The sequence below is a fragment of the Clostridium sp. AF21-20LB genome, assembly GCF_003478795.1.
Classification (GTDB): Bacteria; Bacillota; Clostridia; order Lachnospirales; family Lachnospiraceae; genus Otoolea; species Otoolea fessa.
The window spans coordinates 39,226-54,572 of the sequence record NZ_QUGD01000001.1; the positions used below are offsets into that span (position 1 = coordinate 39,226).

Sequence of the window (15,347 nt, forward strand, 5' to 3'; positions counted from 1 at the left end):
AACTTTGCAGCCCCCTTCCGCCCGGACATCCGGCACCTTACCCGTCCTTCTCCGGCACCTCATCCCGCCAGACAACCGTCTCCACATCCTCAAACAGCTCCTGGTTGCGCTCGACCGTCAGATAGACAAAATCATCCGGCTGGTACTCATCCAGAAGCGCTCCGTGTACGTGTCAAAGGTCGCAAACACCGTTTTCCGGTACAGCTTCGGCATAAAATATTTAAGGTTCTGGCTAAAGGAATCGCCTACCACCAGAAGTGTTTTATCATTCGGCGAATCCGACTCAAACACTGCAAAGCTGTTGTCCTCGTTCATATCCACCGTCGTAGCCGTCACCTCCGGCAGATAATTCTGAATCACATATTCGGTATCGTCGCTGTACTCTGCTGCCATATTAAGCATCCGCGCCAGGTCTCCGGACGCCGGTCCTGCCGCCTCAATCGAGACTGCACTGAGCGGTGTAGAGGTTCCAAGCAAAGTCTGTGCAATCTGCTGGCTTCCGATAAAAGAGCCGATCTGGTTCCAGTGCGTATCATATTTGTAATAAAGCTGATACGTGTCCGCCTCTTTCAGAAGCTCCGGCTTCATGTCATACACCGGAAGTCCCTGCGCCGCAAGCTCCGGGAGCGCCGCATCCAGACGCGACTCACTTCCGTATACCCGGACCGAATCCGGCATATATTCCGCATAGACACTTTCCTTGTTGGGTGCCTCAAACATCACAAACCGGATGCCGCGCTCTTTCATTTTCTCGTTTACCGAGGTAATCGCGTCCGCCAGCGCTGTTTTCTCATCCGCCGTATAGAGATTTGTCCGCTGATAATCCGCCAGCGCATCCTCGCCGTCCTCCGAAACGGTGTAAAACAGCCAGTTTTCTTTTCCGACCGTCACATCCGAAATCGAGCTTTCATTTAAAAGCTCCAGATCCAGCTTTGTCTTCGCCTTGACAAACAGATTTTTAAACGGAACATGGTCGTTGTAATACGCTTCAAATTCCGTCGGAATATTGTCAAAATTAGCAGCCGACAGTTCCGGAAAGGATGCCAATTCCCTGTTTTCATAATTCTGCTGGTCCAGATGGCTCCTGACCGCCGGATAGACAAGCGTCGGCAGCACCAGGCTCGCCACAAAGGAACCAATCAGAAGTATTTTTGTCCCTGTCTCTCGATTCATATCTCTCGTTTTCTTCTCCCTGCATGAATCCATCTTTCTGTACTTTCACGCCCTGCCGCCCATGCTTTCATTTTTATGTTCTCATCGCACAGACAAACATACTTTCTACAGCGCTTTTAAAAACGGAAATAAATAAATGGATTATATGTATTGTTGACAAGCAGCAAAATGGAAAACCACAGGATCGCCATGTAACCGATCCAGCTTGTGACCGTCACCGATCCATCCTGCGCCAGCACGCGCCCTTTCCATTTCATCCAGAACCACTGCACCGGACCACATGCCAGCAGTGCCGCCGCCAGAAACACCCAGAGTTTCCGGTTCATGTAGCGTTCCATCAAAACGACTGCGCTGTGCGGCACAAACATATACCGGATAAAGGAAAATGCCTGCCCGATCGTGTCCGCGCGGAAGAAAATCCAGCCGATCAGCACGACAAACACCGCATAGATATGCGCCAACGGCCGGAATTTCTCCTGCTTCAGCCATTTTCCCAGAAAACAGCGCTCCAGCACGTTGAAAAAGCCATGGTAAATGCCCCAGAAAATGAACGTCCAGCCCGCTCCGTGCCAGATGCCGGTCAGCAGAAAGACCGTCCAAAGGTTGACATACGTCCGCGCCGTGCCCCTCCTGTTTCCGCCGAGCGGAATGTACACGTACTCTTTAAACCAGCTGGAGAGGGAAATATGCCATTTCCGCCAGAAATCCTGGATCGAAGTTGCTGTGTACGGCAGCCGGAAGTTTTCAATAAATGTAAAGCCAAACATTTTTCCAAGCCCAATCGCCATGTCCGAATAGCCAGAAAAATCGAAATAAATCTGCAGCATATAGAGAAGCGCCGTCAGCCAGAGCATCGCCTGGCTCACATCCGCCGCCTGATACGCGTAGACCGCGTCCACCACCTCGGCAAAGGTATTTGCAGGATGACCTTCTTTCCCAGACCGAAAATAAAGCGTTTCACGCCGTAAGAAAAGCCCTCCAGCGTGACGGTCCTGTTTTCGATCTGCTCCTCGATGTCATGGTATTTCACGATCGGTCCCGCTATGAGCTGCGGGAAGAAGGAAATATAAAGCATCATGTTGAGCGGATTTTTCTGTGCCTGATTTTCGCCCCGGTACACATCCACCACGTAGGAAAGCGCCTGGAAGGTATAGAAGGAAATTCCGATCGGCAGCGTCACCTGAATCGCCGGAAGCGCTATATCAAACCCGCGAAGCAGCGGATTCAGCACCTCGGCGAGGAAATTGTAATATTTAAAATAGCCGAGGATCAGAAGATTGAGCGTCACGCAGAGCGCCAAAAGCCATCTCTTTTTCCCGAATTTCTCCACCAGACGCCCGAAACCGTAGTTGAGCAGAACCGAAAAAATCATGAGCACCACATACCGCGGTTCGCCCCAGGCATAGAAAAAGAGGCTGAATACGGTCAGGATGCCGTTTTTGAACGGTTTGGGGCTCACGTAGTAGAGGAGCAGGATGCAGGGGAGAAGAACCCATAGGAAGATGATTGAGCTGAAAACCATTTTATGTAAACTCCTATTGATAAGTTGTCGCAGAAGGGAGCTGCCGGAGGCGGCACTGGCAGCTTCTCAGATTATCGTTGTTCGCATCTCGATAATCCAATAGCCGTCAACACCATCTACAGCAGCTCCCTTCCCATCTACAGTACGTCTGAGAAATGGGGACGAAGTTTTTTGAATACCTTCAGTCCTATTATCATCAAAATAAATGTTACCACCCAGAAATAAATCGTCATCGTCGGCCGCTCGAAGAACCAGCTTCCCGTAAGCATGCTGTCGCGGTAGCCTGCGGCGATGTAGTAGAATGGGTTAAGCTTGAATACCCACTCCAGCCAGGATGCGCGGCTGGTGAAGATTGCCTCGTCGTACATGATCGGGGTCAGCCACATGCCGAACTGGAGGCAGATGCCGACGATCTGCGCCATATCTTTAAAGAATACCTGCACGGCGCTGGTAAAATAGGTAAGCGCCAGTCCAAGCATCGACGCCGCAAAGGAATAGTATAACACCTGAATCCAGGTTGCAGACGGCATACGCCCGTCAATCAGGTACAGCCCCGCCATAATGATCAGGAAGCAGGCATGTACCAGGAAACAGGAGATAAGCTTGATAACCGGAAGCATCTCCACCTGGAATACTACCTTTTTAACCAGATAATGGTACTCCTGCAGGCAGTTTGTGCCCGTATTTAAAATCTCGCTGAAATAAAACCACGGGATGATACCCGGCGTCAGCCAGATGACATAGGTCGCCCCCGGAACCGGCGGCGCATTTTTCATGCCATGTTCACCGAAGATGAACGCATAGATCGCGATCGTAACCATCGGCTGGATAAACATCCAGACAATTCCAAAGTATGAGCCGACAAAGCGCTTGCGGAAATCCGCCTTGGCAAGCTCGGTGACCAATTTTCTTTTTCCTATCAGTTCCCGAAACAGGGAAATCAGTTCCCGCATTCTATCCTAACTCCATTCTTAAAATTTGAATGCATCCCGGAAGCCGCCCCATTTCTGGTCTTTCTCCGAAATAATCAACTCCATGCCTTCCTCGATCGGCCACTCAACGCCAATCTCCGGATCGTTCCATGCCATACCGCCCTCATCGCCAGGATGATAAAAATCGGTACATTTGTATGCAAATTCTGCCTCATCGGACAGTACCAGGAAGCCGTGTGCAAATCCTTCCGGAATGTAGAACTGCTTCTTGTTCTCCGCGGAAAGAACCACGCCAAACCATTTTCCGTAGGTCTCAGAACCGGTACGAAGGTCTACCGCCACATCAAATACGGTACCGCGCACAGCACGCACCAGCTTGCCCTGGGGATACTGTTTCTGGTAATGAAGTCCGCGCAGAACGCCCTTGACAGACATGGACTGGTTGTCCTGTACAAATACCATGTCGAGTCCCGCCTCATGGAAATCGTTCTGATTGTATGTCTCCATAAAATAACCGCGCTCGTCCTTGAAAACAGTCGGTTCAATTACATAAAGTCCCTTGATGTCACATGGTGTTACTTTAATCTTTCCCATTTTTCTATCTCCTTCTTATGCAGGTATTTCAATTCATTTTTCAATACGTAACTGGCATCATCCTTTTCGGCTGTGCCATCTTTAACTATATCATTCGTTTTTCTGGCTGACAACCTTTTTTACAGATGTTTGTGCCTCTTTCCCCCGCTCATTTTCATCCAGCGCAATCTTCTGCGCCAGATCCTTGATCTTCGTCTCCAGCTGCGACTGTTTAATCGACATATGGAACATTTTCACAATCAGGAGGAAAATAACCGCCAGATAGATAAAATTGGCAGTCGTGTACGTTCCCGCCAGCTCCGCCAAAAGATCCGGCAACCCCGGAAAGATACTGAACACAATGAGAATGGACGAGAATCCCAGCCAGAAAATCGAATCCTCGATCTGGAGTTTTGACTGCCGGATCTTCCGCATAATCATAAAGGTTGTCAGGATTGACACGACGATCAGGACAACTCTGAGTGTTGGCGTCATGGCGCTACCTCCTCTTTCTGAAATTCTGGATTAACAGAATCGAAATCAGCATTTTAAGCATATACCGCATCGCATTGACCGGTGTCAGGTAGCTGACTCCCAGAATCCGTTCATCCATGATGACCGGCACCTCCGCCACCCGCGCGCCCTGGCGGATCAGGTAGGAAACGGTGTCCGGCTCCGGACCGTAGTTAAGCCCCGATGCAAATTCGCGGATCATGCGCTTGCTGAACATCCGCATTCCCGAGGTCGGATCCTTGATATTGACACCAGTTGTGAAGCGGATCGCCATCTCGATCAGATTACTTCCAAGCATCCGCATCGTAAATGGCTTTTTCTCCCCGACAAATCGGGAACCGATGACGATATCGTAACCTTCTTCCATTTTCTTGATCATGGATTCCAGATACTCCGGACGGTGCTGTCCGTCTCCATCGAGCTGGACCGCATATTGATATCCGTACTTGTCGGCATATTTAAGTCCCGCCTGAAATGCCCCCGCCAGTCCCAGATTGACCGGAAGGTTCAACAGATTATATCCATTTCTCTGGCAGATCGCCGCCGTCTCATCGCGCGATCCGTCATTGACGACCACATAATCATACTGCGGAAAATTGGCAGTCAGATGGTTCACAACCCGCTCTATATTTTCGGCTTCGTTGTACGCCGGTATGACTATCAAAAGTTCGGCTTTTTCCGCCCCAGAAGCTTCTTCTGTGGACAATAACGCCTTATCTTCCATCGCCCGCTTCTCCTTCCCAGTATGCCGGATTCATCGTCAGGCTTCGAATCAGCCCCTCCGGCAGCTTTTTATAATGCTTTCCCAGCCAGTACCCGGCATATTTGCTTCCGCTCGCCATCACAAGCTGCGGCAGAAGAAGCGCGTGGCCGTTTTCCACCAGCCATTTCGCTGTTTTCTTCACCAGACGGATTCCCTCGCCCTCCGAATGAAGTCGCCCAAACACCTCGGGGTGATCCGCCTGCGATACGCCGAGGTCGAAATTCCGGTGCAGCTGCTGCATCGCCGTATAATTGTGGGAATGGATGACCTGCGCGTCCGCCGCGTAGGCAATCTGATACCCGGCTTCCACCGCGTGTCCGGCAAAAATCATATCCTCGTTGAAAATGGTTTTCTTCGTAAATCCGCCAAGCTTCAGGTAAATATCCCGCCGGTATGCCGCGCAGACATTGGAACAGAAATACGTCTTGATTCCCAGCTCGTCCTCGTCCTCTTTCCCTTTCAGACGCTCACCGCCGGATAATTAAAGTCCCTCGTATACCGTTCAATCACACCGCAGTCCGCCGCCGGAAGCTGTCTCGCATATGCTGCCGCCACACGTTCCGAAGCATCCAGCGCCTCCAGAAGCTCTTTTACCAGATTCCGGTCATAGGGCACGCAGTCGTGCGTCATGCAGATGCAGACATCCGCATCTGACTTCAAAATTCCCTCATGGCGCGTCCTTCCATGGTCAAATTCCGACTGGCGGATATGGCACACGGTCAGCTTCGTATCTTCCCCCTCAAATAAGGACTCAAACCGCTCAGCATCCCAGTACTTTTCTTCCGTATTCATGATGATCACACGGTCCACCGGCACACTCTGTTCCAACAGCCGCCGCAGAAGTTTTTCCAGCTTATCCCCCGGTTTGAACGTAGGTATAATCACATCGGCTTTTCTCATTTTTCGTACTCCTTATAGGCTTTTCTGTAAAAATGCATCAGAATCTTTACCATCCAGTCCGGCCACATTTTCCGGAACATCGCCATCTCATCCGCCGGGCGCCGGTTGTCCTCGATGCAGGCTTTCGTCGTCGCCGCCGCATGGACGCGGTAGGCAATCAGCGGTTTTTCCGAACAGATAAAACGCCCTTTTTTGCCCGCCAGCTCGTAAAGGTTGTCCCAGTCCAGCGCAAAATCATACTCCGAATGGAACATATCGTCCCCAATCTGTTCTTTATTGTACGTGCAGGACGGACAGCAGATCGAATTGCCAAACCAGACACTGCTCCGCTTGATCCAGGTGCGGTCCGCCAGAAAATGGAAACGCAGCGGCAGGCGCAGTATCTTTTTTACCAGCCAGACCATGTTAAATGGCTCCGGAATGGCTTTCATTTTCCCCTCTTTCTCCGTCATGCGGATCGTGAGATAATCGCTCGCAAACAGCAGCAGATCCGGATATTTCTTCCAGGCTTTTAAAAGCTTTTCGGCATAATCGCTGCGGTATCGATCGTCCTGATGCGCGATCGTGACAAAACGCCCCTGCGCTTTTCCATAGGCAAACATCCAGTCCTCACGGATATTGCTCGCCCCGTCCCGCACATAGAGCGGCACCTGATACCGCGCTGTCAGCTCCCGGATATAGCTGCTCGGCGTCGAGGTACAGCAGATCACCTCCGATTTGACCGTCTGGCTCGTCACCGAACGCAGACATTCTTCCAGATACGGCGAATCCTTGTATGCACAGACCGCAAATGTATGAATGATTTCCTGCTGCATCTCGTTTCCCTTTCTCTCTCGCTCTTTCATGCCGCACTTCTGCCTTCTCGTTTTTCAAGAGCGGTACCTGCTTGAATTTATTTTTACCAGACTTATGATCGATTTTAACGTTTCAAACATCTTTGCCTGTTACTGTTCACGCATACGTGCCCAGTAACGGAATTTGCCGTGGCTTCGCATTTAAATACGGCAAATTCCTGCTACCACCACGTTTTCTTACGGCACTTTCGGTTCCAAAAGTGCCTACCCGTATACAGTAACCTTTGCCTTCTTCTAGCTTGCTTATGCTTACCGGCAGAACTTCATCCAGATATCCAGATAAACCGTTGCCGCCAGAATCAGCGCCGCCGCCCCTAACACCAGCGCATGATAGTTTTTATTCTCCATCCGCACCATCACCCGCTCCGGGTTTAAAACCAGCCAGACAAGCGGCAGAAATGGCAGGTAATAGCGCCCCTGTACGCCGTCGATATAGGTATTACCCGGTCTGGTAAATGCGATGTACATCGAAGTCCAGACCAGCACCGCCGTTCCCACGCAGAGTATAAATATCCACAGCTTCTGTTTTTTTGATAGACGTTTTCCACAGGATGACTGCCCGGCTGTGAGGATAACGGCCGCCGAACCAGCATACAGCGCCCACGGAAATGACATCGTTCCCGTGTGTCCCAGAAGCCCCAGGGAATTTTCGCCCAGTACATAGGACGGAAGCGTCCGGAACAGGTTGCACATCAGCACCCATGCATAGGCAAGCGGCTGTCCCAGAATGTATGCCATCTGCCCTTTCTCGCTGGTGCTGTCGCCTCTCGTATCCCCGATATCGCGCGGCGCGATCAGAACCGGCAGGATGAAGGATAGCATCATCAGACCGCAGATCACGATAAATCCGCCCTTCATCAGGTACATTTCCCGTTTAGAACGGAACTTTTCTGCCGGAATCATCAGTCCCAGCAGAATGAGCGGCGCATATACCGCCTTGACGCGGCAGCCCCAGACAAAGGTAAGCACGATGAGCGCATACGCTTTCCAGTCCATTTTCCGCCCGCCAAGCGCCGCTTCCAGAATGCCCGCAAAAGACAGCCACAAAAACGCTGTGACGGTCGGGTCATAGGAATATGCCCCCGCCAGCATCATCGGCTCAGGCATCAGCGCCAGAAATGCCAGGATTGCCTTGCCGACCGGTGTTTTTTTGATGGCAAAATACAAAACTGTCGCATAGACATAGAGATTTCCCAGCCGCCCCAGCTTATACAGGATTCCAAATGGGATATGAAGCAGCCCGCCCGCTTTCAGCACCAGCGCCGAGCCCACATATCCAGTCATCGTCGTTTTGTTGAGATCCGTACTCCAGAGATGTTCACCGTGCCGGTAACCCGCATTCTGATTCAGATACGAAGTGAGCGCCGCCTGCTCGTCCCGATTCTCCGGCTGATTGTACGGCCAGGTATCTACGCCCGTCGTAAACTCCTGTAAAAGCGCCGGATCCGCCTGCACCGGCGTTCGGTAATTTGCCATCCAGAACGCCTGCGCGAAATGCACTTCCTCATCCCAGCTCACCTTATTTGCCGGGAGCGACAGTGAAAATACTGTTCCAAACGTCAGGGAGATCAGCAGAAATCCAACCTCGATGCGCTTTGCCACGAAATCCCGGAAGCAGAGAAGTGCGATCAAAACCGCCGCCGCACACCAGAAAAGTCCCAGCCGGTACCAGTTGATACCTGCCCGCGCCACCGTCGCAAACCCGGTCAGTGCAAGCGGCATCCCGCCAAAATTCATGTAGGAAAGCCCTTCTTCGTCTAGATCCTCCCGCGTAATCAGAAGATCCACGTAGTCCAGCTTCCCATTCACCGGAACCGAAGAAAATTTCAGCACCCGGCAGTTGCGGTCCACGACCATCTTTGCGTTGTGCTCCCGCTGCTCGCCGTAGATGTTGCGGTAACCGAGGCGGACGGTGGCATTTAACAGACCATCGTAATCATAGTGGTAGAGAAACTGGCTGACATAGCTGCCGTCCAGTGGAATGTGAAGATAACCGCTTGCATCCGAAAGCTGCAGCACCTCTGTTTTTTCTGTCTCTACCCGCTCAAATCCGCTCACCTGCACCTCGTCCAGAGCGATCGTCCGCGTCGCCTGCCGCGTCCATCCATTTGCCCGGAGCGCCGGGAAATTGCAGACAAACTCGCCCAGAACACCGATCACAAAGACTGCCACAAGCGCCAGAAGCAGCCGAAGCACATCTTTTTTCTCTATTCGATTCATAAAATGCCTGTTAAACTGCATCTGTACTTCTCCCTTATTTCTCTTCCTGCTTTGAATCGGCAAAATCCACTGCAATTCCGTCATTATACAGCACTTTCAGTTTCAAAAATCTGTCCGTAAGCAACAAGCAAATCCATCATAATCCATCACGTTCGAAACAATTCAATTCACTTCATCCGTTCCAAGCGCCACAAAGTCTCGCCTGTTCCACGCTTCAAATCAAATCTAGCGCACTATCTTCTCCACACCTCTATGTTCCAGGATGCGCTCATAATCCTCAATATAATCAACCTCCGCCCAGAAATGCCCGCTGACGTCCTCGACATAGACCGGCTGCTGCCCGGTCATGCTGTAAACAACATTTTCCCACCAGACGCCGTGCTCCTGGCGGTCGATCATCTCCTCCATCCGGCAGATAAATTCCGGCATAAATGCCGCTGAAAACCGTCCGATTCCGATGTACTCGCCCGTCACATCATCCCCGGTCAGCTCTTTTCCATATTTTTTCAAAATTCCATCTTCATAGAAGAACTTATAATCCGCTGTCTCCCGTCGGCTCTCGTCCGCAAACATCACCGGGCTCCTGCCCTGCGCGAGGATCCGGTCAAGCAATTTTTCCTCCAGGTATACGTCACCGTTCATGATCAGCAGATCGTCCCCCATCAAGAACTCCTTCGCAAACCATGCAGACGCAATGCTGTTTGTCACATCGTAAAACGGGTTGTAAAAAAAGGATACTCCCTTATCTGCCAAAACCTCGCGGATCACCTGCGCCTCATAGCCCAGCACGATACCGATGTCCTGGATACCCCGGGAATGAAGCAGGTCGATCGTGTACTCGATCAGGCACTGTCCGCCGCCGATATCCACCGTACATTTTGGTTTTCCCGACAGATAACGCGAGATCCGGGTTCCCCGTCCCGCTGCCAGAATCAATACTTTCACAGAAGCCCCCTCCTTTGCATATCTTTCCACGCCGCAATCAGGCTGTCATTGTCTTCTGACGTCAATGCGCCGATATGACCGACGCGGAACACCGTGTCGGCAAGCGCGCCGCCGTTCGGACAGATCCAGATGCCGTATTCATCCTTCAAAATCTCAAAAATCCGATGCGCCGAGACCGGTTTTCCATCTTTATCCACACCCGTCGGGTGAAGCGGCGTCAATGCAGCCGAGAGAGAATTGGAAACAATCTCAAACGGCAGATCTTTAATTTTGCTTCGGAAATCTTCCGCCTGACAGCGGATCCGCGCCTGTTCTGTCGCAAGCCCTTTTTCCTCGATCATTGTCAGCCGTTTATAAAGCTGTAAAAGCACTCCGACCGCTGGTGTAAACGGTGTCTGCCCCCGCTCGCCATTTTTCAGATAGTCGCGCAGATCAAAATACATCGAACGGACCGCCGTCTCCTGCACTCTCGCGATCGCACGCGCCCCCAGCACCAGAATTGAGAGTCCCGGCGGAAGTGCCAGTGCTTTCTGCGAGCCGGTCAGCACCAGATCAACTCCCCATCTTTCCATCCTAAATGGATCGGAAAGAAACGAGCTGACCGCGTCAACCGCCAGAATCAGCTGGTTTCGTCTGCAAAAGTCAGAAATCAGCTCCATATCATAGAGAACGCCCGTGGAAGTCTCATGGACATTGACTAAAAATCCGGTAAATTCTTTTCCCTCATACGGCGCCAGGTCTTCTGCCCGAAGCGCCCGTCCGCTCTCCAGCCGGATCTCCTCGTGAGGAACTTCATGGATATCACAAATTTTCGCAAACCGCGCGCCAAAACTGCCGCCGTTTACGACCAGCACGCGGTCGCGCTCTGTAAAAAGGTTCATGACTGCCGCTTCCATCGCCGCCGTGCCCGAACCTGTCAGAAAAACCGCCCGTGCATCCTCAGGCGCCCCGGTGAACTGCTTCATCAGGCGCTCATTTTCCTTCATAATTGCAGAAAATTCCGGCGTGCGGAAATACGGTACTTCTTTCGCCCCGATCGCCCGGATTTCCTCGTCCATCTGAACCGGTCCTACCGCAAAATTAATCATACATTTCCTCCAAATCTATCTAATGTACTCTCGAAATCTTTCTGTGCTCGATTTTGTGAGATGATTTTTTGTCAGTTGTGCCCAAATTTCTGAGGCGTACGCGGTGCGTACGTTGATAAAATTCGGGTGCGGCTGGCGGAAAATCAGCCACAAAAGCAAGTGCAGAAAGACTCCGAGAGTACATTCTAAACAAGTTCTATATCCCACGTGCCCGTCTCCGGTACATCACAAGCGACGTCAGTCCAAAGCAGGCAGTCAGTGCCGCCATCAAAAGCAGATACGAAAGCGATCCGCCCAGCAGTCCTGCCGCGCGTACGCAGGGCGAAGAAATAAGGAGCGCCGCTGCCGTCACACCGACATAACCCAGAAAAATACGTTTCTGCTCCTGCATAATGATGAGTGCATAATAAAACAGATTCACATACGCATTGAACGCGCCGCCTAGAATGATAAACACCAGCGCCAGACGGCATTCCCGCAGCATGTACGCAATTTTCGGATATAATATTGAGAGAACCGGAATTCCGAGAATCCAGGCACCCCCGACTGCCAGCGCCGTAAGCGCCGCGATGATTGCCGCCAGCCGGCCTACCGTCCCGGCAAATTCCGGGAGCGCATTCCGCTCCCACTGTTCCGAGAGTTTCGTGATATACGGGCGGATGACGAAGCCTGCCACCAGATTGATGACGCTGGTCGGCATGAAGATCGCACCGAATACCGCCTGATACTTGTCCGCCATATTGCCCTCGATCGCATATTTCGCGGCAGAAAAAATATAAAAATCCAGGATAACCGATAAAAACAGGACTACATTTTCTTTAAACAACAGCCCGACACGTCCGGAGCGGACCTCCCAGTCCACCTGCGACAGATGACCGATTACCGAAAAATCAAACAGGCACACGCCCGCCAGCTGCGCCAGTACTGCCGCCAGGCAGGAGCCGACCAGGTTATGGGTCGCATTCAAACAGCCCAAAAAGACACCGACTGATAAAACCGTCCGGAATGCGTTTGATTTGCCCGTCAGATACAGGCGTCCGTCACGCTGAAATTCTGCCTCATAAGCGTCCGCGAAACCATCGATCACCTTGTACGCTACCATCAAAAATACCGTCGCCGCCTTGACAAAGGCATAGTCCCGGTTGATCACCGTCACATAAAAAAGCCCGGCCACCAGTGCCGCACCACAGGTCATCAGGCGCAGCCGCAGATATTCGCCAAACGTAAACCGCCGCCTCGTATCCGTGATCTGGAACGGGCGGATGCCAAAATAGGCCACCATAAACATATGCTGACCAAATGTAGAATACGCAAAGGAGAAGATACCGCCCTCATCCTCGCCGACAATCTGGATGACCGCGATCGTCAGCACCATGGACGCCAGCGCATAGAGAAAGCTCCCTATCATATTCCAGCTCATATTTCGTTTTTCAATCTGCCCGTCTCCACCAATCAGGGCGTTCGCTAAATATTTTATCACTACAGTATCTCTTCCTTTGAAAATTCCAGCCGGCTCGGTGTGTGTGTTTTACGCTTCTCAACCGGCGGAAGCTGCATGAAATCGCCATACATTTTTGTCAGCATTTCCTCGATATTTCCCGGAAAATTCATGCGTCTGCCCTCAAATTCCAGCTTCCGGAGCGGATAACAGCGTGTCCGGTCCACGACATTCCAGTATGGGCTTGTGTCCGGCAGAAATGCCATCCGGCGTGTCCGGTATTTATTGTATTTGCGGCAGACCCGCTCACAGCGCATCCGCAGCCACTGAGGCGAGATATGGAGCAGCTTCATCGCCTTGTAGACCATCCCGCAGACCGCCCAGATAAGCTTCGCCTTGATGCCCCGCTGCTGCAGCGTCGGACGCGGAATCGCCCGCAGAATCATCAGCTTACTCCAGAACCATGCCGTCCACGACTGAATCTGGTATAGAACCGGGTTGTCCGCCACATTGTCAAGCACATACAGATCCAGAAAGATACCAAACGGACAGTCCACATCCTTCATAACCTCCTCGACAAACACCGTCCCCTTCTTCACCAGACGGGTTGTCATCAGCGGATAATTGGGATATCGCTCTGCATTGAGAACCAGATACCGGTCGCTCATCTTCTTTTCCACGATCCGGAGCAGGTGCTCAAAATCTCGCCGCGGCATCGCAATATCGATATCATCGTCCCAGGGAATAAATCCCTTGTGCCGCAGCGCACCGATTCCCGTTCCGGCTATCCCGAAATATTCCAGATGATAGTCTTCACAGATCCGGATAAAATCATCCAGAATCGACAAAATCTCTCCCTGCAGCTGTTTCAGAACTTCTGGCTCATAAAATTTACTGTCCATATCGATGTCTGTCCCCTCCACCAAGCCCGCAGAATACCCCACTCCTGCCGCAGCCGATCATATTTTCCTTAATAGTACGAGGGTATTCTACTATATTTTAAAGGAAAAGTAAACCGCGGCTACTTTTTACCTTCTTTCCCAGGTTCCCACACCTCTATCTCCCGCTTCCATCCAAACAGATGTCCCGGAAGCGAATATGCCGCTCCGATCCCCAGCCCGATTGCGATCGCCATCTTGATTGTATCCATGCCATACTGGAGCGCCAGCGCTTCCTGTCCCATGAAGAAGTTGTAGGCGGTATAGTAGATCGCCGCTCCGGGCACAAGCGGGAAGATGCCGCATACCAGAAAGAGGATCGTCGGCGCTTTCCGCTGTATCGCCAGACAGCGCGACAGCATCGTCAAGACCGCGCTCGCCGCGAAGGTCCCGATGATCGGCGTCTGATAAGCTGCCATGACCGCCAGATACACGCCCCAGCCGACTGCACCGCAGATACCACAGTCCAGCCAATACTTCTTCGGGACTCCAAACAGTGCCGAAAAGGCGGCAGTTCCGACACAGGCCGCCAGAAGCTGCCCCAGAATTTCCCCTGTCATTTCCATCAGAGCATACCTCCCATCGCAAACATCCAGAACCGCAGTGCCACACCAACTCCGATCGCAATACAGCCCGCCGTCAAAAAGGCGTCTACAAAACGGATCAGACCGGATAAATAATCATTTTCCAAAAAATTCCGGATCGAATTGGTCAGCGGCACACCCGGCGCCAGCGTGAACACAGCTCCGATCATGACATGATCCAGGCTTTCTCCCAGCCCGATCCAGCACAGCAAACAACAGCACAATGCAAGCACGCTGCTCGTCATGATCGTCTGCATCATCCGGGACGAAGAAAAGCGCGGAGCTGCGTATAAAAGGAACAAATACAGCAGCACTCCCGCCACAAATGCCGCCGCCGTATCGCGCAGGCTGCCCTGGAACAGGTAACAAAATCCAGCGCTTCCAATTCCTGCCGCCAGAACCTTTCCCCGATTTTCGAGCACTTTCATGTGTTCAATCTGCTCAAGGCGCATCCGCATCTCATAAGGACCGCATTTACCCGCCGCAATCTTTCTCGACAGATCATTTAAGGCATCCACCCGGCATAGAATCGTAGGTGCCAGCGGCACATAACAGATACGGCTGGAATAAAACCGCCCGTCAATCACCACATTTGAAAAAATTCCATTCGCAATCACATACGCATTAAATGCTTCAAGACGCAGCGCCCGCGCCGCATACTCCATCGCCTGCTCCGCCCGGAATACCTCCCCGCCGTTGGAAAGAATCGCATTTCCCAGACGGGTCACCAAACGGAAGCGCTCGATCTGGGAACAATCCTCGATCGAAGCGCGTACTATTTCCTTCATTCTGTTTCTCCCCCTGTTTTTTATTTTCTGTCCACCCGTTTTCTCTATCCCATTCTCCTGCCCCTTCTATCCTCTCACCGATTCACTTCTCCAAATCTGCCGCCCATTTCAGCCTT

Annotated in this window: 15 protein-coding genes and 1 pseudogene; all 16 read right to left on the bottom strand. The window is 51.8% G+C overall.

The features are described 5' to 3' along the window. Nucleotides 1-117 precede the first annotated feature (117 nt). The 16 genes and pseudogenes from DWX76_RS00165 to DWX76_RS00240 all read right to left on the bottom strand — a co-directional run bounded on the left by DWX76_RS00165 (nt 118) and on the right by DWX76_RS00240 (nt 15,231). Nucleotides 118-1,173, bottom strand: coding sequence for an alginate O-acetyltransferase AlgX-related protein (locus DWX76_RS00165; protein WP_182429705.1), 1,056 nt, complete (start codon nt 1,171-1,173; stop codon nt 118-120). A gap of 116 nt (nt 1,174-1,289) precedes the next feature. After that, nucleotides 1,290-2,072: an MBOAT family O-acyltransferase gene (locus tag DWX76_RS00170; RefSeq protein WP_412693937.1), complete on the bottom strand. Its 783-nt coding sequence runs from the start codon at nt 2,070-2,072 to the stop codon at nt 1,290-1,292. Continuing rightward, the gene (locus DWX76_RS14675) at nt 2,036-2,695 is read right to left on the bottom strand and encodes an MBOAT family O-acyltransferase (RefSeq protein ID WP_412693938.1); all 660 of its coding nucleotides are present in this window, start codon (nt 2,693-2,695) and stop codon (nt 2,036-2,038) included. The genes DWX76_RS00170 and DWX76_RS14675 overlap by 37 nt, the downstream gene beginning before the upstream one ends. A 137-nt stretch (nt 2,696-2,832) precedes the next feature. Further along, nucleotides 2,833-3,648, bottom strand: a complete 816-nt coding sequence (locus DWX76_RS00175; protein WP_022360049.1) for an ABC transporter permease — start codon at nt 3,646-3,648, stop codon at nt 2,833-2,835. Between the two features lie 18 nt (nt 3,649-3,666). Further along, nucleotides 3,667-4,221: a dTDP-4-dehydrorhamnose 3,5-epimerase gene (rfbC, locus tag DWX76_RS00180; RefSeq protein WP_022360048.1), complete on the bottom strand. Its 555-nt coding sequence runs from the start codon at nt 4,219-4,221 to the stop codon at nt 3,667-3,669. A 90-nt stretch (nt 4,222-4,311) separates the two neighbouring features. Next, nucleotides 4,312-4,695, bottom strand: a complete 384-nt coding sequence (locus DWX76_RS00185; protein ID WP_022360047.1) for a DUF2304 domain-containing protein — start codon at nt 4,693-4,695, stop codon at nt 4,312-4,314. Nucleotides 4,696-4,699: 4 nt separating this feature from the next. Then, nucleotides 4,700-5,437, bottom strand: a complete 738-nt coding sequence (locus DWX76_RS00190) for a glycosyltransferase family 2 protein (RefSeq protein WP_107000710.1) — start codon at nt 5,435-5,437, stop codon at nt 4,700-4,702. Then, a pseudogene (locus DWX76_RS00195) lies at nt 5,427-6,376 on the bottom strand (glycosyltransferase). Before DWX76_RS00195 ends, DWX76_RS00190 begins: the two are co-directional and overlap by 11 nt. Continuing rightward, nucleotides 6,373-7,221, bottom strand: a complete 849-nt coding sequence (locus DWX76_RS00200; RefSeq protein WP_118569932.1) for a glycosyltransferase family A protein — start codon at nt 7,219-7,221, stop codon at nt 6,373-6,375. The pseudogene DWX76_RS00195 and the gene DWX76_RS00200 overlap by 4 nt, the downstream one beginning before the upstream one ends. Before the next feature lie 258 nt (nt 7,222-7,479). Further along, nucleotides 7,480-9,450, bottom strand: a complete 1,971-nt coding sequence (locus tag DWX76_RS00205; protein WP_118569993.1) for a DUF2142 domain-containing protein — start codon at nt 9,448-9,450, stop codon at nt 7,480-7,482. Nucleotides 9,451-9,675: 225 nt separating this feature from the next. Beyond that, nucleotides 9,676-10,395: an NTP transferase domain-containing protein gene (locus DWX76_RS00210; RefSeq protein ID WP_118469213.1), complete on the bottom strand. Its 720-nt coding sequence runs from the start codon at nt 10,393-10,395 to the stop codon at nt 9,676-9,678. Continuing rightward, nucleotides 10,392-11,483 carry a pyridoxal-phosphate-dependent aminotransferase family protein gene (locus tag DWX76_RS00215; protein WP_118569933.1) on the bottom strand — a complete coding sequence of 364 codons (1,092 nt, stop codon included), beginning with the start codon at nt 11,481-11,483 and terminating at the stop codon, nt 10,392-10,394. The genes DWX76_RS00210 and DWX76_RS00215 overlap by 4 nt, the downstream gene beginning before the upstream one ends. A 196-nt stretch (nt 11,484-11,679) precedes the next feature. Next, complete coding sequence (locus tag DWX76_RS00225; protein WP_412693939.1) at nt 11,680-12,963, bottom strand: lipopolysaccharide biosynthesis protein; 1,284 nt, start codon at nt 12,961-12,963, stop codon at nt 11,680-11,682. Then, nucleotides 12,963-13,823 carry a LicD family protein gene (locus DWX76_RS00230; protein WP_118481829.1) on the bottom strand — a complete coding sequence of 287 codons (861 nt, stop codon included), beginning with the start codon at nt 13,821-13,823 and terminating at the stop codon, nt 12,963-12,965. The genes DWX76_RS00225 and DWX76_RS00230 overlap by 1 nt, the downstream gene beginning before the upstream one ends. 119 nt (nt 13,824-13,942) lie before the next feature. Next, a complete protein-coding gene (locus DWX76_RS00235) occupies nt 13,943-14,425 on the bottom strand; it encodes a threonine/serine exporter family protein (protein ID WP_242995817.1) in 483 nt (160 codons plus the stop codon). Then, on the bottom strand, nt 14,425-15,231 hold the full coding sequence (locus DWX76_RS00240; protein WP_022360037.1) for a threonine/serine exporter family protein: 807 nt from the start codon (nt 15,229-15,231) through the stop codon (nt 14,425-14,427). Before DWX76_RS00240 ends, DWX76_RS00235 begins: the two co-directional genes overlap by 1 nt. Nucleotides 15,232-15,347 lie beyond the last annotated feature (116 nt).

Excerpts from the sequence above, each read along its gene's own strand:
- DWX76_RS00185 (WP_022360047.1), bottom strand. The coding sequence starts at position 4,695 with ATGACGCCAACACTCAGAGTTGTCCTGATCGTCGTGTCAATCCTGACA.
- DWX76_RS00165 (WP_182429705.1), bottom strand. The coding sequence starts at position 1,173 with ATGAATCGAGAGACAGGGACAAAAATACTTCTGATTGGTTCCTTTGTG.
- DWX76_RS00240 (WP_022360037.1), bottom strand. The coding sequence starts at position 15,231 with ATGAAGGAAATAGTACGCGCTTCGATCGAGGATTGTTCCCAGATCGAG.
- DWX76_RS00235 (WP_242995817.1), bottom strand. The coding sequence starts at position 14,425 with ATGGAAATGACAGGGGAAATTCTGGGGCAGCTTCTGGCGGCCTGTGTC.
- DWX76_RS00200 (WP_118569932.1), bottom strand. The coding sequence starts at position 7,221 with ATGAAAGAGCGAGAGAGAAAGGGAAACGAGATGCAGCAGGAAATCATT.
- rfbC (WP_022360048.1), bottom strand. The coding sequence starts at position 4,221 with ATGGGAAAGATTAAAGTAACACCATGTGACATCAAGGGACTTTATGTA.
- DWX76_RS00190 (WP_107000710.1), bottom strand. The coding sequence starts at position 5,437 with ATGGAAGATAAGGCGTTATTGTCCACAGAAGAAGCTTCTGGGGCGGAA.
- DWX76_RS00175 (WP_022360049.1), bottom strand. The coding sequence starts at position 3,648 with ATGCGGGAACTGATTTCCCTGTTTCGGGAACTGATAGGAAAAAGAAAA.
- DWX76_RS00205 (WP_118569993.1), bottom strand. The coding sequence starts at position 9,450 with ATGAATCGAATAGAGAAAAAAGATGTGCTTCGGCTGCTTCTGGCGCTT.
- DWX76_RS00215 (WP_118569933.1), bottom strand. The coding sequence starts at position 11,483 with ATGATTAATTTTGCGGTAGGACCGGTTCAGATGGACGAGGAAATCCGG.
- DWX76_RS00230 (WP_118481829.1), bottom strand. The coding sequence starts at position 13,823 with ATGGACAGTAAATTTTATGAGCCAGAAGTTCTGAAACAGCTGCAGGGA.
- DWX76_RS14675 (WP_412693938.1), bottom strand. The coding sequence starts at position 2,695 with ATGGTTTTCAGCTCAATCATCTTCCTATGGGTTCTTCTCCCCTGCATC.